Source organism: Halomicrococcus pelagicus (genome assembly GCF_050954125.1).
This window is the reverse complement of the sequence record NZ_JBPBWC010000022.1, coordinates 49,056-73,084: the sequence shown is the minus strand read 5'-3', so window position 1 is coordinate 73,084 and position 24,029 is coordinate 49,056. Positions and strand designations below refer to the sequence as shown.

Below are 24,029 nucleotides of genomic sequence, written 5' to 3'. Positions count from 1 at the left end.
GCCCCGAGGCGATTGACAATGTGTTACCATCCAGACAACCCTCCGATCGATATGGAGTTTGACCTACTAAGAGCGGGCGGAATTCTTGTTGCGATAATCGCTATCGGCGTCGAGGGGTTGGTCGCTAGCGGCGTCATGGCAGCCCAGACGGTACTTATGATGGTACTCCCGTCGATGGTGATTTTCGCAACGGTCGCGTTCTGGCTCGGGATGAAATACGGCGGGTATCGTGCCCTCCAGTAAGTAATCCGGCGAGTTGACACTCCAAGATCGCCCGGGAGTCCAGTACCGGCGTTCCTGAGCAGTGAGAGGATGATTGTCGTCGGGACCGTTGGTCTACACGCTGACTCGGGCGGTCACAAAACAACTAGTTGTCACTGACTTCACCTGAATCTGCACGCATTGTGACCGATTTGTTACTAGGAACTGATATGGTTGTCCGTCTCTCGGTTAAAGCAGCATACTCACCTAGAGCGGATACCATAGCATAATATGGCTCGATGGTCACCGGTGGCGTCTCCTCGGCAGCATCCGTCGATGACGTTCGGCCTCGTCGGGGGATTATTCGCGCTTTTGTTCGTCTCCTTGCCGTATTTCGGTCATCTAGGTGATGGCAGCGTAAACTACGCACCTAACAACACAGGAGTGCTTCTCGTGCTCGGCGGATTCTGTGGCGGTGCCATCCTCAGCCGGTTACTCTGGTCACGACTCGACGCGACCAGATCACCACTTAGAGGTGCTTTTGTTGGTGGGTTGATCGGACTACTTGCACTCCCGGTTCCTCTTTTATCTCGCCGAATTCGCGGTCATCCCGTTCGCGGGGAATCCCTTCGAGCAACAGATAGGCTCGGTCACATAGATGCAAACGCTCAGTTACGGGTTTCTCCTCCTCGTCACTCCACTGGCTCTCGGGGCAGTAGGAATCATCGTTACTCGCGGTAGGACGATATTCGTCGGGGCTACCACCGGCTACCTGCTTGCTCGCCGGTAATGCCAGTCTTCAACTCTCCCTCCTGGTTTGACCACCCCCAGTCATAAATGGGCGGGTCACGTAGTTTCGTTGTATGACAAGTAAACGAGTAACCGAGCTCCTCCAGCAGGCGTATAGTGACGAAATCGAGACCGTAATGAACTACTTGACGAACTCCATCGTCCTCGACGGAGTCAGTGCTGAGGAGGTAAAACAGAGCCTCGAGGCTGACGTCCAGGAGGAGCTGAACCACGCCCAAATGTTAGGCAACCGGCTCAAACAACTAGACGAGCGCCCGCCCGCATCCGACGATTTCGAAGCTCGTCAGGAGAGTCTTCAGCCGCCGGAGGACAGTACCGACGTCATGTCCGTCATTGACGGTGTCTTGGACGCCGAAGAGGACGCCATTCAGCTGTATCGCGACCTCATCTCGGCCGCGACCGATGCTGACGACCCGGTCACCGAAGATCTCGCCGTCACAATTCTGAGCGACGAAGAAGCCCACCGCACAGAATTCCGCGGCTTCAGACGCGAATACAAACAGGAGTAAACTACCCCACCCTACTCCCTCGGCGCTCCACGCCTCGGTCCTTGAGGGTGTCGTCAGAAGCAAGCTTCTGACTGCTAACTAGGCATCTCTGATTTCTGGTGATGGGACTTTGATGTGGACTTCCGACAATCAGTCACCAGCAATAGACTAGTGACTCTTGCCGTTCAACGTCCCACCATATATACGCACGTCTACTGGTGCGTCTCCGCCCCCGACGTGGGCGAGGAACGGAGTCGGTGTGTTCGCTTCCGAGCGTACCGCGTCCCGATGTTCTTCGCGGCGTTGAAGTCCGCGTTGACCTTGTAGCCGCACTTCTGGCACTCGAAGTGTTCTCCGTGACGGTTGTCGTCGTGCGTGAACCCACGGTCCGTCCGAGAACACCGTTGGGACGTATGGTTCAGTTCGGAAGCAGTTTCCAGCCGGTCATGACTGGGGTTGCCTTCATTTTTGACACTAGTGGTCTCTCCGATCGTATGTACTGTCGAAGTAGTTGCTCAGTGGATCACGGAGTCACGACTGACTGCAGAGCAACTGGCCCAGAGATTAATCATGAGGCGAACGTATCGCCGCCTATGGCAGTTCTCATCGGTACTCGTGATGGCGTCTTCCGAATCGCAACTGTCCCCGTCACGGATGCTGAACTGGTTATCGACAGCGGTGATACACCCCGAATTCGCACGTTTCCAACGATTGATGGTGTGTTCGCCGCCACGAAATCAGGATTGTATCGGTCGACGGATGACGGACAGACGTGGGAGAATCTCAGTGTCCCACAGGACGAAGTGTACTCGGTTGTCGCCAGTCCGGATAGTGAATGCATCTATGCAGGAACCCACCCGGCGCATCTGTACGTATCGACAGACGGTGGTGACCACTGGCGTGAACTCGACGGTTTCCAAGATCTCCCATCACGCGATCAATGGCATACGCCGCGGCATCGCAACGAAGCACACGTCCGGAGCCTCAGCGTGCATTCGGAGACGCCCGACCGCGTGATCGCCGGTGTTGAGGTCGGCGGCGTCCACCTCAGCGAAGATCAGGGCGAGACATGGACTGAGCGCCGCGATGGTGTCCACGACGATGTCCATCACGTCCTCGTCCTCGGTCCAGATGAGTACGTCGCCTCATGTGGTGATGGGCTCTACCGAACGCGAGATGCTGGGCAGTCTTGGACGCGACTCGACACGGGTCTCGACCATCGATACTTTCGAGAGGCATTCACGTTCGATGGCCGCCTCTATGCCGCGGCAGCCCGCAGCTCACCGGGGACGTGGCGTGGTGAGAACGGTGCTGACGCGATGCTCGTTGAGTCGACCGATGACGGTGATACACTAGAGACTACCTCGTATCCTGGTGGGCCGGACGAGGTTGTGCTTGCATGGACCGCCATTGATGGCGATGTACTGGCGGGAACGAACGACGGCCGAATCATTAGGCGCGATGCCGACGGGACGTGGACCGACGCCGGACACGTTCCAGCTGGCATTCGATCGCTGTCCGCGTGACGAAGACGGCATCGTCACTGTCTATCGCTCCGCCGTTTACTTCCCAGCCTCCGGCCACAACTGCGGTGGCCGGGATCAGCTCTCTCCTTCCTGCTGGCTGGTAGCCGATAGAAGCCGATACAACTGCCGTACTAACAGCTAGCCGTACGGCGTCAGTCCCGAACTGTGTCAATTCGGGGCGTCCACAACCGCGTTCGAGGCGTGGTTTGCGTTAGATATCGAACCCTCTCGGGCGTGATTTCGCCCCGACCACGCTACTCTCCGGCAGCCGTGTCTGTGGTCGGATCACCGCCCTTGCTCTCCGACAGTCGCTCGCCGGGGATTTCGACATCGGCTTTCAGTACCAGCCGAGTCTCCTGGTAGCTCAGGCCGTCTTTGGACCGCTGGCGTTTGGTCTTCCCGAGACGGTTCTTCGAGAGTTCGTGCATCGCGTCCATCGTCCGGCGGGCAAGCTCCTGGGAGTATTTCTTGCTCACGCCAGCCTCTTTGACGCGAACCCACTCGGCCAAGTCTGACGCATCCAGGTACGCGCGAATTTCGCCGCTGGCGCTCGACCATAGTTCGTGGCGGCCGGTCTCGTCGCGTTCGCGCCAGGCTTTCCCGGCGAGTTCCTCGGCGTGCTCTTCAAGGAACTCAGAGGGAAACAGTGTAGTGAGCCGACGCATAATCCAAGGTGAGGAGGTTTCGTGGCGCACACTCGACACCTCCTCATTCCTTTCGAAGAGTAGCTCCGATAAGCCGCCGCTGTCACGTGGTTCTTCTCTTAGCTAAAGACGGATGGCTGTATTGTCATCCTCAAACAGTGATGGGTGTCGGACCTCATGCTGAATACAGGGCGATATCTCACGCCTTTCCGCTGTCTGATATCGTCCATCAATTTCTATCCGTGTCTCCGAACCTAGAGACCAAGTCCTATCCCGTTTAGACACTATTTGTCAGTAGAGATGGCTCAGAATTCAGCCGACCGAATCGGCATCCTCTGTTCTGCGGATCAGCCCGTGTTCTCCGCGGTCGCTGAACGCCTGCGTGAATCCGGCTATACCGTTCGATTCTTCGATCCTCGCTCCAAAATCCCGCCAAGTAAACTCGACGATCTCTCACTACTTGTCAACAAACAAGTCTTCCCGGTTACGCTTCCTTCCCTCGATTACGCCCGGCAGACAGGTATATCCCTGTGGAACAATCTCCCTGCAACGATAGCGTTTAGCTCTCGTCTGATCTGCCTGCAAGCGCTTGAAGAAGTGGGGTTTCACACCCCCACAGTGACGTTTGAGAAACCCACAGGGGAATACGTTGCAAAGAACTACTACATTTGGAATGATGATCCCGAACTGAACGGTGAGGGGGACTTCTATCAGGAACTCGTCCCGACAAAGCCGGTCGATTACAAGTATTACGCCGTCGACGATGGAGAGTGTATTCAGACGGCGGGCAGGCGCGTCACATCGAAACTGCATGGCCCTAAGCGATTCCTCAGCAAAGCTCAGACCAGACCAAGGCTTACCGCCCGCCTCCAACGTCTCGTCGAACGAACCGATCTTCGAGGTCTCGGGGTCGATTTCGTCCGGGATGATGACAACCGATTCTGGGCTATCGATCTCAATCTCGCAGCGGGATACCGGAACACCGGGTTAGAACCAGCGATCTGTCGGTCTATCCGTGCGAGCCTTCCCGACCAATGATCTACTGGGACACGACCGTTGTACCTGGCAGCAATTTTGTGTAGTCGGTGAGATAATTTTCTGCATCTCGCACGCACTTCCCGACACTGTTTCGTCAGCTCACACAGTATGCACGAAATACTGGGCGCTAGTTGCTCACTCGATTTCTAGCTGGCCGCTCCCACTATCTCCCTCACTGCCGTTCTCATCCCATTCGAGTTCGAACTCGATACTTAATTCACCGGATCCATCCGTCGGTCCCTCACGTTCGGCTTTGACCTCAAACGTCGGGCGAGCTGGCGGCTCCATCGTCACGGACTCGGATCCCGATTTTAGCGTAATCGCGTCCCCTTGTTCCAACTTATCGGCTACACGGCGAAGATATGCTGCAGTCTCCTCTCGACTCTGACCGGTTGCCGATTTGAACAGGACTTCTTCGGGCATGTAGACACATACACCGCCTATACTGATAACTGCAACCCCTCCGTCTAGACCGCTCTGCTGAACTCATCCTCTCCATTTACCACGCTCTTCTTATCAGCTAATGAGGGTCTCAACAGGGCTGATTACGTCTGTTTGGTCGACGTACTTTTCTCTCTTTTCTGTCGTACTGCTAGACTCTTGATCCATCATCGCACGCCTCTCACGTTAGTAGGAAATACTAACCAAGGATCAGGCTGGAACATTCTCCAGGCGCCTCATTGCTCGGCGACAAACCCCCTGGGTTCCAGTGATATCACAACCCCGGGTGTTCTCGTCGTCCCAATGACGCCGACACCACCCCCATCCCGGGGGGTGGAATGTACCGCTGACCACGGTCGATTGCAGGAACACCGGTCGAGATCACGTGCTGATTCCCTTGTAGAGAAATTTAATACAATTGTCTATACGGACAATCTTTATACGGCTCGTGGCTCTAGACGTCCGTACGACGCCTATTGGAGTGACGGACGACAAGGGGGAGTCCGGAACGGCACTTTCTTCCCGCTCTTCGTGGTGTTTCTCGTTCTGCGTGCTATCGACGGCGTATCGGCGTGAGCGTCTCGTGTTGTTTCTACCGGCCCCGTGGATGGGCGCTGGGGGTGGACGAGAACAACGGCGGCGATTGTGATATCACTCGATACCCGGGGTGTTTCGAGGTGGTGAGCGTCAGATTCATTCGACACCTGGTGTCCCGGGGGCTACGGACACCCCACGAGTGATATCACTCGCATCAGTCTCTCGTCAGTTGTACGTTCTACTCTCCGGGTAGCTCTAGAATGGCAAGAATTCACCCTCGACTGCATCTCATCCTCGTTCCTGCCAGCGCCGATCCACTCTTCGCGTCACTGCTCTTCGGCGCCGGCCAACAGTAGAACGATACCCAGAGACCGCGATTCTGGCGGTCACAATACCGAGACAACACACTAGCTGCTCACTGCATCTCAGTTAACGTCCCGCTCGACCACGCTACCGAATGCGACAGTCTGGTTCACTTCGGTCACCTCGATCGTCACCTGGTCGCCCTCCTCCGTCTCGGGGATGATAATCACGTATCCGTGCTCAACACGTGCAATTCCGTCGCCTTGCTCGCCGATAGCTTCGATCTCGACCACTCGGCGATCACCTTCGTCGACAGGCGGCCCTGATTCCTCGTCAGCAGGAGTATTCAGGTCAGTGTCTGTCTGTGATTCGGCTGTCTCTGCTGCCGGTTCATCTGTCGCTGTGGTTGACGTCTCAATTAGTGCGACTCGGTAGACAGCGTCGTCGTCCACGTCTCCTCTCGTTATCTCACGCTTCGGAATCGTGACTGTGTAGGAGCCGTTCTGTTCGGTGATGTCCACACTGAACACGCCATGCACGCCATCTGTACTCTCCATCTCTTGTCGCTCCTCGCTCTGTCGCTACTCACGACAATACGGCCTTGAGTCCTCCGATTCTGCCGAATTCTATCGGCTTATCCGGCGATAGCGCCAATTTGTTCATTGTTCGTGTTCACTACTGTGACCGGCTATTTTTCCGTTGCGACGCCGTTTCTGATGTCGTCTTTCTGTTTGCACTCGAAGCAGCCATGGACGTCGCCATCGCGGCCAGCGAACACACGTTGGAACTGCTGGGTGACGAACGCGCCGCAGTTCTGACATTCAACCATACGTCACCATCAGTACGTGCACCAGTTGATGTTTGGGGCAGATGCTCTTCCAGAATGAGACCACGTTGGCGAGCGCCGTCGCTACAGGTATTCGGGCGCATTCCGATGGCGTGACGTCTTCAATCAGTCGTTGTTAGCGATGACGGCAATGATTGAATCGTCCTTCTCACTACTCCGCTGAGAGTATCCTTATCTCCGACCACAAATACGGTGGCCGGCACCTACTCTTTTCCTCCCGTTGGTTAGTGTCGATCGACGCCGATACAGCTGCTATGTGTTGACGAACAGGGCGAGAAAGTTGCGGAGCCGTTTGATAATCTTCAGTAGCAGCGAGGTGCACCACACATGGTGGCGTGGGGCTTTGCCATTTGGCCTCTCCCGAAACCGGGGAGCGCAACGGCGGCAGGCGAATTTCATTCCCTCCGCACTCCCCACGTGGGTCGTGTGGGAGCAATAACACCCGAGCACACCAGAGTCCCACCGCACTAGAGGTGGTCTAGTGCCGCCGTGGGTGGTATATCCATGGAGGTCAGCGGCTTCACCACTGCCCGACATAGCCCAGCGCAACCTGGCGGTGATTTGCGAGGCAGATAACGTGGCTCCCGTGCTACAAATATAGTCCACAGTGGCGTGAACGTATGAATTATGCAGCGGCGTGTCGGGCTTCGCCTCCGCCCCCGGTGGGTCGGGGAACTCGCCCTCGAAACCAGTTTAGAGCGTATTGAGGAGAAAGTCGAGGATCACCATGATCCGGGTATGATCGAGTGACTATTGGGACGGTAGTACGGGCGATCGGATACCGGAAGTGTATGCTTCGGGGGTACGGTGAATGTGGCCATTCGGGCGTTCTGTCGACGATTAGCGTAGTGAAGTTGTTTGGAGTTAGGATTTCGAGCGTCTATTCCATGAGTATTTATTAGTATCAACTTTAGATGGAAGAATATGAAGGTGCTCACGACGAAAGATCTGTATCACAGTCGTGATCCAGATTGCTGGCTTCTTGACAACGAGAAAATGAGAGATGCTGCTGGATCGAAAGAGATGACCGAGGAAGAATTAGCAGAGAATGGTTTCGACCCATGCCCGAGATGTTATCCCGACCGAGCAGAAAAATAATGGTAACCATCTCGCAGCAAACTGGCGTCGATACGTCCGCCACTACCTCGAAAACCACGAGTCACCGTAGTTAGCAGCATTTAATTGTAGGAGACTACTCCGGCTCCCAGAACTCACAGTTATTTTCTTCATTTAGGGACGGGGGCGTCCTGAGAAACCGTGGAACGGACATATATAATTTCACTTACTGGTTAGCATACTATTCTAACTAGAATACCCTCTAAATCCCTCCTTATTTTGTTCTCGAGGCTTACTACGTGGAACTGCACAACCGTCGTATTCGGCGGACATACTGGTAGTAGCGGTTCGCTTCACGGTCTTCAGGAGGTATCGCTGTCGCGGTTCGGTCCCCCCGAATTTTTATTTATTCACCGATTGAATCTACTTACATCCATGGCATCTAATAGCGTGGGAACTCCTCGGCTTCCCCCACTCGCCCAGGACGCCCTCAACGCGCTTTCTGCAGCTATTCCGGCAAACGAGGGGTTCAGCTACGAGCGTGCCTATACGATCCTTGCCGAGGAAGAAGACCTCAGCCACCCCGGGGCCGATGATACCATTGAACGTCTGCTACTGCGGGGCCATCTCTACGAGGTTGACGGCGAACTCCGGCTCACCGAGTGGGCGCAAGCGAACGAGTAGGTCGGGAGAGCTTATCCAGCGACTACTGGTTCTTCGACAGTCTGTTCGACAACCTCGCCGAATGCCACGTTTGGTTTGACTTTAGTGATCTCGACGGTAACCTGGTCATCCTGCTCAGTCCCAGGGACGATAATCACGTAGCCCCGCTCGACACGTGCAATCCCGTCGCCTTTTTCGCCGATATCCTCGATTTCGACACGCCGTCGGTCACCAGCATCGACCGGCGGCCCAGGGTCATCGTCAGTCTCTGGCTGTGACGCGTGTGTGTCCTGAGTACGGCTGTCTGTTGGTGTGTTTGACGTGAGTACCGCAACGCGATACACACTATCGTCGTCAACCTCTCCCTTTTCGATCTCGCGCTTTGGGATTGTGATCGTGTAGTTATCGTCCTGTTCGTCGATATCCACACTAAACAAACAGAGCAATTCGTCGTCGATCTCCATAGCGATGTCTTGCTCCATTTTTCACACAACTAATAGTAACTTGAGTCCACCGATCCACGCGAATCCACGCCCCTCATCCAGCAACGCATTCCGTCTCGCTATCGGAATTGGCTGAGAATCGCTACGTCACCCCTATATATAGTGGCTGGAAGCAGCCCTCCTCGTGTGGCCTCACCGAAACATACTAGAGCGCTAGAATGCCAGTAAATAGCCCACCACGGACGTTCTGCGGTATTTCTTTCTTATCCGCCAGAGCAAAAGAATCCGCGCCATTGACTAGATGAGCCGCATGGAATCTCCTGAGTCATCTCCAATGATATCCGCTACTCCGTAAAACTGAACGCTCTCAGGCGGCGAGTTCGGGATGACAGTGTTCAAGCGCCTTATGGACTGCCTCTTGACGCCCGACGAATGTCAGGTGATCTTCCTCTTGAAGTGTGAGATCTGACTCGGGAAGTTGTGAGTTGCCGTCGCGACTGACAAGTGCGATCAAGACGCCATCCGGGAGATCCTGATCGAGATCGCTAATCGATTTCCCGATGAGGTTATCCGCCGTTACTTCGATCTCTTGAACGTCGCCGGTCCGTCCGAGTTCGGTCATCCATTCTGAGAGCGCCGGCCGTTCGATTGCGTTGTCCATCGCATGTGCAACCGATGCGTTGGCTGAGATTGCTTGGACTCCTAATTCCTCGAACGCTTCCGTGTTGCCAGGCGTGTTCACTCGCGCAATGACTTTCTCGACATCGAACTTCGAGTTCGCCAACTGGGCAACGAGCAAGTTCGTATCGTCGTCACCAGCCGCTGCAGCAATGATTTTCGCATTCTCTGCGCCAGCAGCGCGAAGAACGTCTGTATCAGCGCCATCGTCATGATGGACAGTGAAGCCGGCATTTCGTGCTGTTTCAACCTTTGCTTGGTCTTTTTCGATGAGAACGACGTTTTCTCCACGATTCTCCAGCCGTTTGGCGAGGTCGCGACCGACGCGCCCACTGCCAACGATAATTGCGCGCATGGGTAGTACGTTGAGTGTTTGTGCGATATGGCGGGCGAAGCCACCTTGGAGTACGACCGTTGTCAGAATCACCAGAAACACGGTTCCGACGAGAATGGTTGCTGCGGTTGGATTCGTCGAGCGAAGTTCGAGCGCGAAGAGCGTTGCCACGCTCGCCGGGATAATACCGCGTGGACCGACCGCACTCATGAACAACTGCTCGTGGAATGAAAAACGCTCGCCGTGCGTAGACAGCAACACTGCCGCTGGCCGAATGATCACTATTACAGCCACGGCAACGACGATGCCGCCGACACCGAGTGCGAGAAGGTCACTGAACGAGAGCAGTGTCGCTAGTGAGATGAAGACAAACGACAGAACGATTAGCGTGACATCGCCATTGAATGCCGAAATCTCCTCTTCATAGGGAAGATCAGCGTTCCCAAGTAGGATGCCGGCAGTCGCAACTGCTGCGATACCTGCCTCCGAAGCAAGTCCATTCGCGATCCCATAGGTGGTGAGCGCGCCGATAAGAATAATCAGTCGCGAGTTCCGAACGGCATTCGACCGTGAGAGGTCGACGTGCTTGAGGAGGTACCAGAGAATTCCGGCTGTAAGAACGCCAACGAAGAGTCCAATTCCAAGTCGGGAGACGAACGAGGTAGCTAACACCTGCAGGTGTGCTCCCTCGGTGACGATCATCTCGAAAATTGCGATTGCGAGAATTGCTGCCGTTACGTCGTTGACGATACCTTCTGTTTCGAGTGCTGCAGCCACTCGATCTCGGACCGGCACGATATCCAAGATCGGTGTGATAACTGTCGGGCCGGTTGCAATGAGAAGTGAGCCGACGAGAAACGACAGTTCCCACGAGACATCAAGCGCGAATCGGACGGTAATGGCCGTCCCGAGCAGTGTGAGGCCCGCGCCGATTGTGATTAATCGGATGGCTTCACGTGGTGTCTGGCGCAGTTTTGAGAGTTTGAGGTGGAAGGCGCCTTCGAAGACGATGATTGCAACGCTGAGGCCGACAATTGCTGAAAGCGGGCCTGCGCCACCAAATGACTCTAAGCGGACGATATTGAGCCCTTCTGGACCGACAGCGATGCCAGCGAGAATGAGGAAGAGGACGCTTGGAATCTGCAGCCGGTCGGCTAATACTTGGGCCGCGACACCGAGCCCTAAGATGGTCACTACGAGGGGGAGCAACCCCGATCCAGCACTCATCTCAAAACATCCAATTAACCAAATGCACTCCCCCTATAAAACGGCGATGAAAGTACAGCCAATCCATTCAAAGTATTGGCGGAAGAAATTAAAATTCTAACGAAATACACGTAATTATGGAAAATACAACAGAACTCGAACGGCCGGTAACTATCTCCTTTTTTCTTATCGGACTTAGAAACACGGTCTCTCGAAATAAGCACTTTCGAGGGAATGCAGCCTCGATTCAGGCAGGTTCCCCCAAGCGGTCCTTTTTCAACAACCGCCACACAGAGTCCGTGGTTCGCGGCTACAGACGCACTGTCAAGACCTGACCCCCGCCGACCACTATCAGGTCAAACTTCCCCCATAGTCCCCTCTGTTAATCGATGCACACACTTAGCGCTTTACGCGAGTCATATCCTGTTCACTGACTAACTACCAGTTTAACGATAGCAGAATCAACAGCCCATCGTAACTACGGCTGACCTGATGCGGTAAAAACGGTTGGTTCACTAACGGCAACGCTACCTCCAGTGCAGTGATTGCCTTCTTCGATGTGACTCTCCCCCCGTCAGCCGGTAACAGCCGTGTCAATCTCACCCGTCCTCAGGCTCATAGGGATGAACGTCATCAACCGCCGGTGCCCCAACAGCTATCACCCGCACCATCTTCTCGCTGTCTGCCGGATTGTACGCCCGATGCGGACTCTCCGGCTCCGCCACGAACACTGCATTTTCATTCACGACATACATGTTCTCCGGCGTCTCAACGTGGAGTGCCCCCGAGAGAACAACGAACGCTTCCTCTTGTTCTTCGTGGACGTGATAGGCCAACGGTAGCTGTTCCCCAGGTTCAACTCGATAAAAATTGAGCGCCATCTCCTCCATACCGACAGCGTTGCTTACAGACCGATGTTCAGACGGTCGGTCTGGCGTCGGTTCAACCTCATCGATCTGTACAGTATGATACTCCATAGCAGGGTAACTTACAGCCGGCAGTAAGTACTCACCGCTCTCTATCACCACTGCTCAAGCTGATATCCAAGGTCTATCTTCGCCCGGAACTGATCAGTGACCATACGAGCACCTCGAAGTAATCGGATCGTCCCTGGAGCACAAGAATCCACTTAAGCGTAAGTCCACTAGTTCTTGTATGGGAGACGCCCAGTCTCGGGCGGCACAAAAAGACCGATACGTCGCCATTATCGACCAAGACGACGTCACCGACGAAGTGCGGAATATCGCCGTGAAATACGACCCTCTCAATCGATCAGGCGGACGTGACGGCTTCCACGTCACAGACGATGACGAACTTCATATCGACGACGCGGCAGTCATTGAAGAACACCGCATCATCGCGAACAAGATTCCCAACGACTCCGTCAAAATCGTTCGACTCCCCGCTGAACGGGGAGAACTGGTCCACCAGTACGGCGAGAACGGATTCCGTCTCTACGAGCTACCAGCACCAGTCGAAAACCGCGTTGTTGGCCTTCTTGGCCCGAACGGTGTCGGAAAGTCAACCGCACTCAAGATTCTCGGCGGCCGACTAACGCCAAACCTCGGCAACGTTACCGATGATCCCGACTGGGACACCATTGTCCGCGAATTCCGTGGCACGGCAGTCCAGAACTACCTCGAGAAGCTCCGCGACGGCGGTGTTCAAGCGGCCTTCAAACCGCAGCGTATCGACCAACTCTCCGACCACTATGACGGAACCGTCCGCGAGCTGCTAGCTGAGCGCGACGAACGGAATACCCGCGGCGAGGTCATTAACCGGTTACAACTCGCCCACATTATCGATCGCCCGGTCGCCGATCTCTCCGGTGGTGAACTCCAGCGCACTGCGATTGCAGCAACGCTTCTCGTCGATGCAGATGTGTATCTGATTGACGAACCCTCGTCATATCTCGACGTCAGCCACCGGCTGACCGTTGCGCGAGCACTCACCGACCTCACCGCTGGCAAAGAAGTGGTTATCGTCGACCATGACCTCGTCACCCTCGACGTTGCCTCGGACGAAATTCACATTTTCTATGGCGATCCCGGCGGATTCGGGATTGTCTCACGACCGCTCTCCACTCGGCGGGGCATCAACCAATTCCTTGACGGTCACCTGCGCGCTGAGAATATCCGAATCAGGGAGACCGCCGTCGACTTTCTCCAACGATCGGGCCACCGTGGTGTCGACGGACCCTCACTTCTCGAGTTCCCGACGTTACAGAAGGCGTTCGACTCATTCTCACTCCACGTGGAGCCCGGCACCATTCACGACGGGGAGATTCTCGGCATCTTTGGCCGAAATGGACTTGGAAAGACGACATTCGCGAGACTGCTAACCGGATCGCTTGTCCCGGACGAAGGCGAAGTGACCGGGAATATCACGCTCTCGTACAAACCCCAATATCTCGATCCATCCTTTGACGGCACGGTACGGGAATTGTTCGCTGGCCAGGTCGATATATATGACCAAACGTTCCAAACCGGCATTGAGGAGCCGTTTGACCTTGAACCTCTGTTCGACAACCAGCTCACTGATCTCTCTGGTGGTGAACTCCAACGTGCCAGCATCGCCTTAGCGCTAGCCCGGGACGCCGATGCATACCTGCTGGACGAACCATCTGCATATCTCGATGTAAATCAGCGTACGTCATTTGCGGCAACTCTTCGTCAGTTCGTCGAACGTACTGGCGCGCCGTGTCTTGTTATTGACCACGATCTTCTCTTGCTGGACTACCTCTCTGACCGCGCAATGGTGTTTGAAGGTGAACCAGGTACAAATGGGATTGGTCGGACACCCCAGCCTGTCCGAAGGGGGATGAATCAGTTCCTTGAGACCGTTGATGTGACGTTTCGGAAGGATCCGAACACTGGACGGCCACGCGCGAACAAACCCGACAGTCAGAAGGACAGGGAGCAAAAGGAAGCAGGCAACTACTATGTGAGATAGCGCCGTGCCGTCGAACCGAGACGTAACCCTGGACGCAGCTGCTACACTGCCCGTGCTTACAAGCGAATATTTCTAGTTGAACTGGACACGCTCACCAGTATTCGCTGACTCGTACACACCCTCAAGTAGCTTGAGATCCCCGATGCCGACTGCAGCAGTAGGTTCAGGATCGGTATCGGTGAGGACTGCATAGCCAAAGTGGTCAAATTCTTCTCGGACTTCATCGACGGATGGCCCTGTCACCGTCGCCTCCCAGTCGTCGCGTTCGATCGATAGATCCCGATCGACATTAAACCAGAATGCCGGCTCGATACGGAGTGTTCCCTCAGTCCCAGTGATCTCAACCCAGTCGTTGCGCGCACTATTGAAACTCGTCGAGCACGATGCTGTCACACCATTTTCGAACTGGACAGTGTATGCTGCCCGCTCTTCAACACCCTCCTCGAATGCTTCGTGGTCGGAGACTGTCTCGCCCTGGACGGCGAGTGGGGCAGTATCAACAAAGAAGCGAGCGATCGTCGCAGTATACACGCCGGCATCCATCAACGCACCTCCACCAGCAAGGTCACGATCGATACGCCACTGATCAGGGCCACCGATTCCAAGCACGTCGAACGCAAACTGGGCGTGTACCTCGGTGACATCGCCAACAACCCCGTCGTCGTGGATAAGTTCGCGAGCACGCTGAAAGATGGGCTCCATCCGTGGCCGGTACGCAACCATCAGCGTGATCCCTGCCGCCTCGCAGACCTCCCGTAATCGCTTGGCACGCTCCACTGACTTCTCCATCGGCTTTTCAGTGATCACGTCCTTCTCGAGTTCAGCAGCCGTCTCGACGTACTGAAGATGCCGCCCGGTCGGTGTCGCGACGTACACTGCGTCGTAGCTGTCGGCTGCTTCACCATTGTGGAATGCTTCATAGGACAGAACGTGGTCAATATTTCGCTCATCAGCGAGTCGGCCACCCTTTTCAGGTGAGCCGGTCACGAGCGTCGTTACGTCACAGAACTCGCTCTTTTTGATCCCGGGAAGCGCTTGGTCACGTGCGAAGCCACCAAGACCGACGACAGCGAGACGAACAGTTCCGGCAGGCGTTTCGTGTTGCCACTCGCGGCGGGTGAAATCATCGAGATAAGATTGCATCGACCGGACGTAAGGCCAGCACTTCAGAAAGCATGACGACTCCGGCGATGTCTTCTCCCAAATCCATGCGTCGAAGCGACTACCGAATTGCGGTCATCATCTCGCCTGCTCGTGTCTCATAGCTTTCTTGCAGCGTCGCCTGACAGCACCGCTTCCAACCTCCGGCACAGGTTGTAACGGTAGTTCTTTCGACGAGAACTATCCACTACTGATTCTAGCCAGTAGGTGTTCTAATCGCTGCTAGCATCCGTCAGGTACCCACGACTAAAGTCGTGGGCTTTCCCCAGCGGTGGGCCAACCGCCTCGGCAATTTAATTGACCGTCACCTCCCGCTCTACCGCCACGTTGGCGGGGGAGCGTGGAGCAACCACTCACGTTCATCGGTGCGGTTTTTCGGGCCTCCTGACGGGCGACCCAACCCACGGGGAGTGCGTCTCTCGACGGGACGTGGCCGGTATGTCTTCAAAGAAACGCCGGAGGTAGCGCAACCGCCCGCGGTTCGTTGGCCCCGTGGTACAGGTTTCCACGCTGGGCCTCGGATGTTTCGACGGAGAGGACGCGCCCTCGCCCCACGAAGCGATTTTCACGTCGCTCGCGGTGCGTCCGCGACGTGTGCCTTTGTCGAACGAGGTTCCCGTGGTGCAACATCCCAATCGGCCATTTTGACCGTCAGAACGGTCGATATTAGTGGTTACGGGGGGTTGGCGGACTTCTACCGTTGGTGGCTTATTTGACCATTGGCGGCTTCCTCTACCCCTAAAGGGGTGGGCTTCCGCCTCGAATCTATGTGATGTCTCCTCAGCGTCTGCTTCGCGATCAGCACTCTCATCAAAGACAATGGAGAGGATCAGTACGCTTGATACCGAGCTCATCACCTATCGTTCCCAGAGATCGGCGATTCGCTGCTCGATTTCATCGAGGACGAGCGTCAGGACATCGCGATGGTCGTCCGGCCACGAAGCGTCCTCACCAAGCGTTGGTGCGGATGGCGGTGGATGAAAATGGTCTCGCGTATTGTGTGGAGTCAGATGTCGATCCCAGTGACATTCCCAGGCGCTGTCTGGGTGAACTTCTCGGTAATGAAGTTTGAAGTCGTCGTTCGTATACCAACGAATAGCTAGAGTTGCACTGTCCACCATTGGTGGATAGTACGGTGATGCGAACACGATGTGTAGCTCGAGGTGGCCGCTATCGTCTGTGATAGCAGCGTGCGAGACTTGGTTTGTGGCGGTGAGCCGTGTTTGTAGAAACTCGAGGATCGGTCGGTCGATGGGTGCGGGACTGCCTCCATCACCAGTTAGTGGGACCATCGCTATCCAGAAGCGGAGTTATGATCAGGAGTGTTAGCACGTTGCTGGCGCGCTCGCTCACAGCGTTCCCGCTCTTGGCGAGCCGTCGACCAGTCTGTGAGGTCACTGTAGATCTCGTCAATCGACCAATCGACGTTCGCTTCCGCAATAGCGAGCGCGTTCACGTCCGCTGGCGTTGCAGCATCATACGTATCTTCATAGCGTGTGATTTCCTCTGTTAGAGCGCGTACCCGTTGCTGGAGCTCTTCACGGGAGTGGTTTGCGGCAAGTTGGTTGATACGCCGCCATTCGAAATATGCGTCATTGCGTTCGTAGGTGGCCGGGTGGCCGTTGTGCCGTGTGATGATGCCGAGGTTTGCAAACCAGCTGAGATATTTCCGAGCAGTCTTTGGATCACAATCAGCGTGATCTGCGATAACAGTCGCTGTTGCAGGCTCGCGTGTCTGCAGGACAACACCGTAGATGCGTTGTTCGACATCATCGGCATCGAACGCATCGTCGAAGGCTGGTGGTCCGTCGTTGGACTCTGACCCCGCCATAGAGGCTATTCCAGCTCGGCGAATATAATTCTTGTCGCCAGGAAATAGTTCCTCTTCAGCGGATATCTGCCGCTACCACGGTTGATCGTTTGATCCAGTTACACAATTTCGGTCATCCTTCGTTGAGATCACCTGTTATTCCACAGTGGGTACTATCTTCCATTTCACAAGTGACACGGTGGTGAGTACTAGGCAGAATCAGCGATTCGATGATGGTCGATACACACATCAGTGTCATCGCCAGCTGCTCGGTAACCAATCGCCAAAGAGTACTAGTCTGTCACCGAAATGAGAAAAAGAGCGCGGATTTGATGTCACTCGCGACGGGGGGTGATTCGGGATAGTAAACGAGAGTTTCAGCGATAAACAGGTATTCGAAGGTATAGTGACGTTCGACGGGAGATATCATTCTTGTTATATCATTCCGCGCCTCAAGGCGCGGGCCTCCTGAACCGCACACGTGGCGGTTCCCGTCAATTCGGATGGGTGGGAATCTACGGTTTGTGACCGACGGCACTGGCGTTGCCCCGACGCCGATACTCGTCCCCCGTGTGGGGCTTCGAGGTATCTTGTTTTGTGTCGGTCGGCGCGGTCGGCTCACGTGTTTGATCTCGGCTTGTGCCGTGGCAAACACCGAGTCGACTGCCAGGGTTCCGCACACAGTCTCCCTTTCGCTACGTTTGACTGTAACCCTTCCGACACGGGGGACGTGAGACGATGACGGCGATTCAGCCACGCCGTAAACGGCGTGGTGTTCTCGCCTGCAATCTCTATCAGTCGAGGATTCAGTCACCCATGAAGCAGAACCACATTCAACATTGGAATCTTTTTGTAGGCGTCTAACGAAGCAGCTCGGATATAAATAGAGCGGCTACTTCCATATAATGTTTAAGTAGTTAGAGCAAGCAATGCTTTGGTATGGGAAGGAACTCGAATACCGACTCCAAAGATGGGATGCGGATTTTCCTCGATATCCCGTCTCAGAACACGGATCTCTTTAGGAGCCAAGCGGTCCACGATCTCCTCTCATTTTTATCCCGGTATCACACTGACGAGTTCTCAATTACGGAATTGACTGACGCCGTTGACTACTCGCAACCAACTGTCTCAAAAGCCATCGACGTTTTGACGGCAAATGACCTCATCGTCGACCGACGCGAAGGACCGACTCGAATCGTCCATATCAATCGTGAGCGGCTATCTCACCCGGCCGATCCATATCTTCAAATTCCGCAAGCAGAGTTCCAAGGTCCGGTCCGAACTGCTGTCGACAACCTACGCGACCGCCTCAACAACGTCCTTGGAGTCGTACTGTACGGCAGTGTCGCCCGCGGGGAGGCAGACCGGCGAAGCGACATCGACCTTTGGGTGCTCGTCGAAGAAGATCGGATGGCGAATCAACGAGCAGCAAACCGTGTTCGCCAAGACCTCGAAGACCAAGAGTTCGATACCGGCCGATACGAATACGAGATCGACGTCGAAGCCCTTCCCGCCGTCCCAAATTATATCGAGAAACTCCGAGAACTTCTCAGTGACGGCCTCGTCGTCTACGAGACGGAGAAATTCGATACCGTTCAGAACATGATTTTCCACGGTGATCTCGATGAGTGAGAAATCTGACCCGAATAATCTCACCAACGCGCTTGCGGCAGCCATCGACGCGTTCAACGAGGAAGGATATGGTATCCCCACATATGAAGCAGCGATTGATCCCGATACCGATTGGAAGACACAACTCACGAAAGCCTGCCGTCTCCTGGCCGCTGTCGACCAGATCGATGGACAGGGGTACTACACGGCCACTATCGAGTTGTGCTTCGGTGCGACCGAACGCTCTATCGAAGCATACGTCTTAGCCGAAGGTGGCGACGAGCCGGACGACTTCCACGACCATACATATTGCTACGACCGTGCAACCGACCTTGGTCTCCTCTCACGCTCGACAACGGACGATCTCCGGCAGTTGTACGACACCAACAGGACAGACAGTTACTATGGTGGGCGACGACCCACAGAACAACAGGCGGACACCATGCGACGGCTCTCACGAAGCACCCACGAGTACGTCACCAACCAGATTCGTGGAGGTAGCGTGTGCGTCTGTAGTAGCCAGTAAGTGCTTGACCACCCAGGAGCGACATCTAGTGAGATAGCCGATGTCGTTGCACGCAACTAGAGTACCACCAGCAAGCGCTCGAATTCACTTCACGACTGAGGCTCGTGACTCGGCATCCACGACTGATGGATGACGGCGGCGTCAAATTTCTCTATGACGCCCAATCGCTCGCAGAAACTGCAGCGTGGTTGGACCGCGAACTGACCGAATTGACCGACGCTGTCCCGACTCAACTTTCAGATGAGTATGTCGAGGGGCAGTATACAACAGACGCTGACTTCGAACATACCGACTTCTATCGGGTGTCTCCAATCTATGAAGAAATTCGAAAACGAACGGAAAACCAAGAAACCAAAGTTAGATCAGGAGGTATGTTATTGCTTGGGTTCGGATTTTCCCTGCAAATGGTCGGAACTGCATTGTAAAATCGCACCGTAAAATACGCAGTATTTCCCCTCACAGCATCGTCATCTAATTAAAGCCGTGGAACTCGCGATGGGCAGTTAGGAATATCGAATGGGGGTAGTAAACTTCACTATCAGGCAGTTTCAGTATCTCTCCTCCGAACTCCGCAAACTCCTCATATCCATTCTGACTCGGACGGTCCCGGGCGAGGATATCATACTCGCCGCTGATGGCCAGCTAACCGTTGTCGAAGGCCCAATGATGAAGACGACCAATGCAAGGCCCTTCCGTGGGTCGTCACTTCCGAACTCGCTTTTCGGGTAGATATGTGCCGCCTCAACCTCCGGTGTCCCAGCGGGAGTCTCGCGTTGTGAACCGCATATGGCGTAGGTGTTGTCATACTGCTTGCGGACCTCGGAGCGGAACACCAAGGAGCGTGCTTTCTGCTCCACTTCAGTGTACTCGTCTTCGTCCTCGGTGAGTTTTGGTTCGTGGGCGAACGACCGCACTCTGACCGCTCCTGTTCCGATAGTGACCTCTGGCGATCGCTCGGATCGTGAAGGACGAAGTCGGCTTCGGTCTCCGTTACTCGGTTAAATATCCCAACTTTCCAGTTCTCAGTTCGGATAGTCCGATAAGTTCGCACTGCTCTACCAGTTCCAGCAACCCCTGGCAGGACGAACGTGGAGCGACCTGCGAATTCGGTTCTGCGGACCGATCAGCCCTCCCACGCCTCGAACTCGTCGTAGATCCCCTTCGAGAGATAGCGCTCGCTAGAATCAGGAAACACGGTGACAACGTTGTCGTGGGGGACGTCGAGATCGCCGTCGGCGATTCGCCGAGCAACCGAGAGTGCTCCGAGGCTCGACGCTCCGGAGCTGGTACCCACCAGCTTGGACTCTTCGTGGGCGAGGCGAGCGATCTCTTCGTGTACCTCGCGGTCGCCGACACGAACGACTTCGTCGACGAGATCAGCGTCGAACAGTGCTCGGGTGCTCGGATCTTTCGTCCCGATACCCTCGACTTTGTACTCGCCTGAATCGACCTCTCGTCCCTGGGTCTGGGCATACAAGGACCCCTCCGGCTCGACCGCGCCGATAAACACGTCCGGCTCGCGCTCGCGAACGTATTGAGCCATCCCGGTCAACGTTCCAGCGGTCCCACACCCCGTGACGATCGCACCGATCTCGCCGTCGAGCGCCTCCCATATTTCCGGACCCGTCGTTCGGTAATGCGCTTCGACGTTCAGCGGATTCTCGAACTGCTGGGGAATGACGGCATCGTCACGGTCGGCAGCGATATCATGGGCTCGGTCGATAGCGCCACTCATCCCCTCGTCCGTAGGCGTGTTTACGAGAGTTGCTCCAAGCGCGTCCATCAGGGTCTGTTTTTCGGCGCTGAACCGTTCCGGAACCACACAGACCGCCTCGAGTTCGAGTTCTCCGGCGGCCATAGCGATAGCGATGCCTGTGTTTCCGGCAGTCGGCTCGATAACTGTCCCACCAGGCTCTACGTCGCCTCGCTCCAGCATCCCCTCGAGCATCGCCTTGCCGATGCGATCTTTCACACTCGCACCGGGATTGAAGGACTCGTGCTTTGCGTACACCGGCACCTCCGGGGGCGCAGCGTGTACTTCGACGAGTGGGGTCTCTCCGACGGCCTCCAAGACGGATGTAAGGGGTTCGCTATGCGTCGTCATACCTTCGACTGTCCGCCAAGGGAGGTTAGATGTTCTGATTACTCGCACCCTCTCGTGGAAACCGACGCCGTTGAGGAGCGAGCCGGGAAGCGATAGCCGTCGTTCTTGTACGCGCACCCATAGTGGGTGGCGACTTTCCGATAATCCAGCCGCGCGATCATCGCATCGTTCTCTTCCGCGATCTTCTGCCCGGCTTCCAGCACGTCGAGATACTTTGCCTCGACCTGCTGGGACTCGGCGCGCTGCTCGCGGACGTTCACTAGCTCCGTGTTCTGTTCGGATCGTTCGACTGGCTGGAAGCATTGGCAGCCTGCAAGACATAGAATTCGTCTGCTTGTCTCAGCCACATCTCACCGCAATCTCTTTGACTGCTGTTCCTGCCGCCGATCATGGCCGTCGAGGGTACTATCATCCTATCTACCACCCTTCAGTGTCCTGCGCAAAAGTCGAAACGGGACTGGCTACCCCATTGAGGGGCGCACAGCCATCTTACTATATCTCGTGGTTTCTTTTGTCTTAATCACCTATATTGGGCAGGAACATGAGGTCGTCACCGTTATCCTCAGACGTCCCAGTCTCGGGATTTGCCTTCGTTTCGAGAACACGCCCATCAGGGTACATGTCCACGCGATCTTTCGTGACGAGTATCGGTCCACCGTACTTGTCGCTGATGATCTCAATTTCTTCACTTAGATCGGTGACTTCGTCCCGGCTGACATGTGAGAGGACAAGCATCCCTGCGTTAGCTTCCTGGGCGTTGGTCCCTACTTCGCTTGGAGTTGAGTGAAGCACTTGCTTCGGGTTAGAGCCACTTGTCTCGCGCTTAGGTTCGAGCAAGCGGTTCTGAACCATCACGTTGGTTCCCTCCGCCAGTTTCGGGACATTCCCAAGCTTCGAACTATAGTCCCCTGTGAACGTAAACGAAGTACCGTTGTAGGACACGCGATAGGCGAGTGACGGCATCTTGCCGTGCTTTGTCGGAGCTGCCTTGATCGTGAGATCATTATTATCATATACTGTCCGAACCTTCCCCGGTGAATCGACCGGTGCCGGGATATCGTGTGCATTAAGTCTCACGTCCGTCCCGAGATACTCCTTGACGAACTCACGAATGTAGCTGTACGCCCCCTTTTTTCCGTCGAACATTTTGGAGACCCACTCACTCGTGCTCGGGCGAATCCCAGCACCAGTCGGCCCGAAGATTTCCCACGGACGACTGTCTCGGTCTTGTTGATAGGTCGCTTTGAGAATCGCCGGGAACTCGGCTGAGTGATCGACATGTAAGTGGGTGAATAATACCATGTCGAGCTTCGCGATGTCGATCTCAGCCTCGCTGATGGCCGATGCGGTCCCGCCGCCAGCGTCGACGAGTATCTTCGGTTCACCATCGATATGAACGATATAGCCGACCGACGACCGTCCGTTCTTAAACGCCGATGCACCCGAACCGAGGGTGGTTACGTACACGTTCGCATCTGCTGGGCAAGAACTGGCGGATGATTGATTGGTGAGCGATAGAGAGTCTTGATTAGCAGACCCAAGACCACTTGCTCCAGCGGCCGTTAATCCGGTCACTCCTGTGGCTTTTAAGAATGTCCGTCGTTCTGTTTTTCCGAAAGTAGTCTCATCTTCTGACATTGCAGACCACCATTTAGATGCCTTCTTTTTATAATTTTAGGCCACTAATTAGTATTTCTCGAAGAACAAAAAGTATATGGGTCTATTTGATATATATTTTCATAGAGTTCTCATTTATATACTATCGAAATTCTCTGCATTGTCAAAAACACAAAATCTCTATGTTGCATTTTGCCATCTGTGGGCCATCTGCGTACCATACTTCTGTATTATTGTCACTTAAACCATAAAAACTGAATTGAGCGCCAGAACGACCAACAGCGTCGTCTTCAACCGCGGGATTGTGACCGACAAGCCAGACAAGAGGAACTCATCATCGGAAGTGACCTTAACTGGACAATCGTCTGTCCCGGCAGTATCACGGACGACCCCAAACCGGAGAGTACGAACGCAACATCGACATCAACGCCACCGCTGGTCTAATTTCACGCACTGATGTCGCTGACTTCCCCCCCCCCGGTCATTCAGACGGACTCCTATCTTCAGGACATGCAAATTGCAACGACAGACCGGAGTACTGGTGTCACTTTCCTCTGGAAGCAAGCGACCGCCGTCGCTCAACATCGCTGAGGTGGTAGTATACGGTACCGCTCGACGACGTGACTGGCGACCTGATGGCGTGCACCTGCCCCCATCACGTCCATCGCAACGCTCACTGCAAGCACATGGCCGCCGTCGAAGACGCGATCGCCGACGGCTCACTCGACGCCGTCCCCACTGACGACGACGCGAGTGACGAGACTGATGACGGGCCGCGTATCACTGGCCCACACATCGGTCAGGACAAGTACGGCAACGTCGATCACCGCTACTGGCGCTGTGAGCACTGCGGGACTGAGACCACGGACAAACGCGCGCTCGACGCCTGCTGTTAATTCCTTCTCTCCCTGTTTTATGCCTCGTCAACAGACGCTTCCCGAAGTCGCCGAACAGTGCACGCTCACCGACAGCATCGACGAGACGACCGACAACTGCGACGCCGCCGATAGCGTGCCAACGACGCAAGCAGCTC

At 55.2% G+C, this 24,029-nt stretch carries 26 protein-coding genes and 1 pseudogene; 12 read left to right on the top strand and 15 right to left on the bottom strand.

Translation table 11 applies throughout. The features are described from left to right. Positions 1–51: 51 nt before the first annotated feature. Entirely contained in the window at positions 52–243 is a 192-nt protein-coding gene (locus tag ACRYA2_RS23740; protein ID WP_433633732.1) for a DUF7333 family protein, read from the top strand. Between the two features lie 821 nt (positions 244–1,064). Then, positions 1,065–1,520: a ferritin-like domain-containing protein gene (locus tag ACRYA2_RS23735; RefSeq protein ID WP_433633730.1), complete on the top strand. Its 456-nt coding sequence runs from the start codon at positions 1,065–1,067 to the stop codon at positions 1,518–1,520. Between the two features lie 147 nt (positions 1,521–1,667). On the opposite strand, the pseudogene ACRYA2_RS23730 reads toward ACRYA2_RS23735, so the two are convergent. Beyond that, positions 1,668–1,924: pseudogene (locus ACRYA2_RS23730) on the bottom strand (zinc ribbon domain-containing protein); the annotation flags it as partial. A 168-nt stretch (positions 1,925–2,092) separates the two neighbouring features. Between ACRYA2_RS23730 and ACRYA2_RS23725 the strand changes: the two are divergent. Beyond that, the gene (locus ACRYA2_RS23725; RefSeq protein ID WP_433633763.1) at positions 2,093–3,025 is read left to right on the top strand and encodes a WD40/YVTN/BNR-like repeat-containing protein; all 933 of its coding nucleotides are present in this window, start codon (positions 2,093–2,095) and stop codon (positions 3,023–3,025) included. Between the two features lie 254 nt (positions 3,026–3,279). Here ACRYA2_RS23725 and ACRYA2_RS23720 read toward each other — a convergent pair whose 3' ends face one another. Beyond that, a complete protein-coding gene (locus ACRYA2_RS23720) occupies positions 3,280–3,690 on the bottom strand; it encodes a DUF8008 family protein (protein ID WP_472850138.1) in 411 nt (136 codons plus the stop codon). Positions 3,691–3,969: 279 nt separating this feature from the next. Here ACRYA2_RS23720 and ACRYA2_RS23715 point away from each other — a divergent pair, with 279 nt between their 5' ends. Beyond that, on the top strand, positions 3,970–4,707 hold the full coding sequence (locus ACRYA2_RS23715) for an ATP-grasp domain-containing protein (protein ID WP_433633727.1): 738 nt from the start codon (positions 3,970–3,972) through the stop codon (positions 4,705–4,707). 135 nt (positions 4,708–4,842) lie between these two features. Here ACRYA2_RS23715 and ACRYA2_RS23710 read toward each other — a convergent pair whose 3' ends face one another. The 3 genes from ACRYA2_RS23710 to ACRYA2_RS23700 all read right to left on the bottom strand — a co-directional run bounded on the left by ACRYA2_RS23710 (position 4,843) and on the right by ACRYA2_RS23700 (position 6,817). Further along, complete coding sequence (locus ACRYA2_RS23710; protein WP_433633725.1) at positions 4,843–5,130, bottom strand: amphi-Trp domain-containing protein; 288 nt, start codon at positions 5,128–5,130, stop codon at positions 4,843–4,845. Positions 5,131–6,110: 980 nt separating this feature from the next. After that, positions 6,111–6,545 (bottom strand): TRAM domain-containing protein, encoded by a 435-nt coding sequence (locus tag ACRYA2_RS23705; protein WP_433633722.1) that lies wholly within the window; start codon positions 6,543–6,545, stop codon positions 6,111–6,113. 131 nt (positions 6,546–6,676) lie between these two features. Then, positions 6,677–6,817 carry a DUF7563 family protein gene (locus tag ACRYA2_RS23700; protein ID WP_433633720.1) on the bottom strand — a complete coding sequence of 47 codons (141 nt, stop codon included), beginning with the start codon at positions 6,815–6,817 and terminating at the stop codon, positions 6,677–6,679. 942 nt (positions 6,818–7,759) lie between these two features. Between ACRYA2_RS23700 and ACRYA2_RS23695 the strand changes: the two genes are divergently transcribed. Both ACRYA2_RS23695 and ACRYA2_RS23690 read left to right on the top strand, forming a co-directional pair. Next, on the top strand, positions 7,760–7,933 hold the full coding sequence (locus tag ACRYA2_RS23695) for a hypothetical protein (RefSeq protein WP_433633718.1): 174 nt from the start codon (positions 7,760–7,762) through the stop codon (positions 7,931–7,933). 393 nt (positions 7,934–8,326) lie between these two features. After that, a complete protein-coding gene (locus ACRYA2_RS23690) occupies positions 8,327–8,575 on the top strand; it encodes a hypothetical protein (RefSeq protein WP_433633716.1) in 249 nt (82 codons plus the stop codon). An 11-nt stretch (positions 8,576–8,586) separates the two neighbouring features. Here ACRYA2_RS23690 and ACRYA2_RS23685 read toward each other — a convergent pair whose 3' ends face one another. The 3 genes from ACRYA2_RS23685 to ACRYA2_RS23675 all read right to left on the bottom strand — a co-directional run bounded on the left by ACRYA2_RS23685 (position 8,587) and on the right by ACRYA2_RS23675 (position 12,192). Beyond that, complete coding sequence (locus ACRYA2_RS23685) at positions 8,587–9,018, bottom strand: TRAM domain-containing protein (RefSeq protein WP_433633714.1); 432 nt, start codon at positions 9,016–9,018, stop codon at positions 8,587–8,589. Positions 9,019–9,364: 346 nt separating this feature from the next. Next, on the bottom strand, positions 9,365–11,236 hold the full coding sequence (locus ACRYA2_RS23680; RefSeq protein WP_433633711.1) for a cation:proton antiporter domain-containing protein: 1,872 nt from the start codon (positions 11,234–11,236) through the stop codon (positions 9,365–9,367). Positions 11,237–11,814: 578 nt separating this feature from the next. Then, positions 11,815–12,192 (bottom strand): cupin domain-containing protein, encoded by a 378-nt coding sequence (locus ACRYA2_RS23675; RefSeq protein ID WP_433633709.1) that lies wholly within the window; start codon positions 12,190–12,192, stop codon positions 11,815–11,817. 178 nt (positions 12,193–12,370) lie between these two features. Between ACRYA2_RS23675 and ACRYA2_RS23670 the strand changes: the two genes are divergently transcribed. After that, positions 12,371–14,167, top strand: coding sequence for a ribosome biogenesis/translation initiation ATPase RLI (locus ACRYA2_RS23670; RefSeq protein WP_433633708.1), 1,797 nt, complete (start codon positions 12,371–12,373; stop codon positions 14,165–14,167). Between the two features lie 72 nt (positions 14,168–14,239). Here ACRYA2_RS23670 and gfo6 read toward each other — a convergent pair whose 3' ends face one another. From gfo6 to ACRYA2_RS23655, 3 genes are all read right to left on the bottom strand, one after another. Then, the gene (gene gfo6, locus ACRYA2_RS23665) at positions 14,240–15,310 is read right to left on the bottom strand and encodes a D-xylose 1-dehydrogenase Gfo6 (RefSeq protein ID WP_433633706.1); all 1,071 of its coding nucleotides are present in this window, start codon (positions 15,308–15,310) and stop codon (positions 14,240–14,242) included. A gap of 875 nt (positions 15,311–16,185) precedes the next feature. Next, positions 16,186–16,620, bottom strand: a complete 435-nt coding sequence (locus ACRYA2_RS23660; protein WP_433633704.1) for a toxin-antitoxin system TumE family protein — start codon at positions 16,618–16,620, stop codon at positions 16,186–16,188. Between the two features lie 2 nt (positions 16,621–16,622). Beyond that, complete coding sequence (locus tag ACRYA2_RS23655; protein ID WP_433633702.1) at positions 16,623–17,159, bottom strand: DUF7342 family protein; 537 nt, start codon at positions 17,157–17,159, stop codon at positions 16,623–16,625. A 918-nt stretch (positions 17,160–18,077) separates the two neighbouring features. Between ACRYA2_RS23655 and ACRYA2_RS23650 the strand changes: the two genes are divergently transcribed. The 3 genes from ACRYA2_RS23650 to ACRYA2_RS23640 all read left to right on the top strand — a co-directional run bounded on the left by ACRYA2_RS23650 (position 18,078) and on the right by ACRYA2_RS23640 (position 19,700). Beyond that, complete coding sequence (locus ACRYA2_RS23650; protein WP_433633700.1) at positions 18,078–18,770, top strand: nucleotidyltransferase domain-containing protein; 693 nt, start codon at positions 18,078–18,080, stop codon at positions 18,768–18,770. Then, positions 18,763–19,275 carry a DUF8154 family protein gene (locus tag ACRYA2_RS23645; protein ID WP_433633698.1) on the top strand — a complete coding sequence of 171 codons (513 nt, stop codon included), beginning with the start codon at positions 18,763–18,765 and terminating at the stop codon, positions 19,273–19,275. The genes ACRYA2_RS23650 and ACRYA2_RS23645 overlap by 8 nt, the downstream gene beginning before the upstream one ends. 125 nt (positions 19,276–19,400) lie before the next feature. Then, the gene (locus ACRYA2_RS23640) at positions 19,401–19,700 is read left to right on the top strand and encodes a hypothetical protein (RefSeq protein ID WP_433633696.1); all 300 of its coding nucleotides are present in this window, start codon (positions 19,401–19,403) and stop codon (positions 19,698–19,700) included. 123 nt (positions 19,701–19,823) lie between these two features. On the opposite strand, the gene ACRYA2_RS23635 is transcribed toward ACRYA2_RS23640, so the two are convergent. From ACRYA2_RS23635 to ACRYA2_RS23620, 4 genes are all read right to left on the bottom strand, one after another. Then, positions 19,824–20,189: a hypothetical protein gene (locus ACRYA2_RS23635; RefSeq protein ID WP_433633694.1), complete on the bottom strand. Its 366-nt coding sequence runs from the start codon at positions 20,187–20,189 to the stop codon at positions 19,824–19,826. Between the two features lie 209 nt (positions 20,190–20,398). Next, positions 20,399–21,379, bottom strand: a complete 981-nt coding sequence (locus ACRYA2_RS23630) for a PLP-dependent cysteine synthase family protein (RefSeq protein ID WP_433633692.1) — start codon at positions 21,377–21,379, stop codon at positions 20,399–20,401. Between the two features lie 38 nt (positions 21,380–21,417). Continuing rightward, on the bottom strand, positions 21,418–21,639 hold the full coding sequence (locus tag ACRYA2_RS23625; RefSeq protein ID WP_433633690.1) for a hypothetical protein: 222 nt from the start codon (positions 21,637–21,639) through the stop codon (positions 21,418–21,420). 256 nt (positions 21,640–21,895) lie between these two features. Beyond that, on the bottom strand, positions 21,896–23,017 hold the full coding sequence (locus tag ACRYA2_RS23620; RefSeq protein ID WP_433633688.1) for an MBL fold metallo-hydrolase: 1,122 nt from the start codon (positions 23,015–23,017) through the stop codon (positions 21,896–21,898). Positions 23,018–23,254: 237 nt separating this feature from the next. On the opposite strand from ACRYA2_RS23620, the gene ACRYA2_RS23615 reads away from it, so the two are divergent. Then, positions 23,255–23,440: an NAD(P)H-binding protein gene (locus ACRYA2_RS23615; protein WP_433633760.1), complete on the top strand. Its 186-nt coding sequence runs from the start codon at positions 23,255–23,257 to the stop codon at positions 23,438–23,440. Between the two features lie 176 nt (positions 23,441–23,616). Further along, positions 23,617–23,892 (top strand): DUF8118 domain-containing protein, encoded by a 276-nt coding sequence (locus ACRYA2_RS23610; RefSeq protein WP_433633686.1) that lies wholly within the window; start codon positions 23,617–23,619, stop codon positions 23,890–23,892. Positions 23,893–24,029: the final 137 nt, after the last annotated feature.

Coding starts and splice junctions, on each gene's coding strand:
- ACRYA2_RS23725 (WP_433633763.1), top strand. CDS start 2,093: ATGGCAGTTCTCATCGGTACTCGTGATGGCGTCTTCCGAATCGCAACT.
- ACRYA2_RS23715 (WP_433633727.1), top strand. CDS start 3,970: ATGGCTCAGAATTCAGCCGACCGAATCGGCATCCTCTGTTCTGCGGAT.
- ACRYA2_RS23705 (WP_433633722.1), bottom strand. CDS start 6,545: ATGGAGAGTACAGATGGCGTGCATGGCGTGTTCAGTGTGGACATCACC.
- ACRYA2_RS23640 (WP_433633696.1), top strand. CDS start 19,401: ATGGATGACGGCGGCGTCAAATTTCTCTATGACGCCCAATCGCTCGCA.
- ACRYA2_RS23670 (WP_433633708.1), top strand. CDS start 12,371: ATGGGAGACGCCCAGTCTCGGGCGGCACAAAAAGACCGATACGTCGCC.
- ACRYA2_RS23685 (WP_433633714.1), bottom strand. CDS start 9,018: ATGGAGATCGACGACGAATTGCTCTGTTTGTTTAGTGTGGATATCGAC.
- ACRYA2_RS23620 (WP_433633688.1), bottom strand. CDS start 23,017: ATGTCAGAAGATGAGACTACTTTCGGAAAAACAGAACGACGGACATTC.
- ACRYA2_RS23695 (WP_433633718.1), top strand. CDS start 7,760: ATGAAGGTGCTCACGACGAAAGATCTGTATCACAGTCGTGATCCAGAT.
- ACRYA2_RS23680 (WP_433633711.1), bottom strand. CDS start 11,236: ATGAGTGCTGGATCGGGGTTGCTCCCCCTCGTAGTGACCATCTTAGGG.
- ACRYA2_RS23710 (WP_433633725.1), bottom strand. CDS start 5,130: ATGCCCGAAGAAGTCCTGTTCAAATCGGCAACCGGTCAGAGTCGAGAG.
- ACRYA2_RS23690 (WP_433633716.1), top strand. CDS start 8,327: ATGGCATCTAATAGCGTGGGAACTCCTCGGCTTCCCCCACTCGCCCAG.
- ACRYA2_RS23675 (WP_433633709.1), bottom strand. CDS start 12,192: ATGGAGTATCATACTGTACAGATCGATGAGGTTGAACCGACGCCAGAC.
- ACRYA2_RS23700 (WP_433633720.1), bottom strand. CDS start 6,817: ATGGTTGAATGTCAGAACTGCGGCGCGTTCGTCACCCAGCAGTTCCAA.
- ACRYA2_RS23660 (WP_433633704.1), bottom strand. CDS start 16,620: ATGGTCCCACTAACTGGTGATGGAGGCAGTCCCGCACCCATCGACCGA.
- ACRYA2_RS23655 (WP_433633702.1), bottom strand. CDS start 17,159: ATGGCGGGGTCAGAGTCCAACGACGGACCACCAGCCTTCGACGATGCG.
- ACRYA2_RS23720 (WP_472850138.1), bottom strand. CDS start 3,690: ATGCGTCGGCTCACTACACTGTTTCCCTCTGAGTTCCTTGAAGAGCAC.
- ACRYA2_RS23630 (WP_433633692.1), bottom strand. CDS start 21,379: ATGACGACGCATAGCGAACCCCTTACATCCGTCTTGGAGGCCGTCGGA.
- gfo6 (WP_433633706.1), bottom strand. CDS start 15,310: ATGCAATCTTATCTCGATGATTTCACCCGCCGCGAGTGGCAACACGAA.
- ACRYA2_RS23740 (WP_433633732.1), top strand. CDS start 52: ATGGAGTTTGACCTACTAAGAGCGGGCGGAATTCTTGTTGCGATAATC.
- ACRYA2_RS23645 (WP_433633698.1), top strand. CDS start 18,763: ATGAGTGAGAAATCTGACCCGAATAATCTCACCAACGCGCTTGCGGCA.
- ACRYA2_RS23735 (WP_433633730.1), top strand. CDS start 1,065: ATGACAAGTAAACGAGTAACCGAGCTCCTCCAGCAGGCGTATAGTGAC.
- ACRYA2_RS23650 (WP_433633700.1), top strand. CDS start 18,078: ATGGGAAGGAACTCGAATACCGACTCCAAAGATGGGATGCGGATTTTC.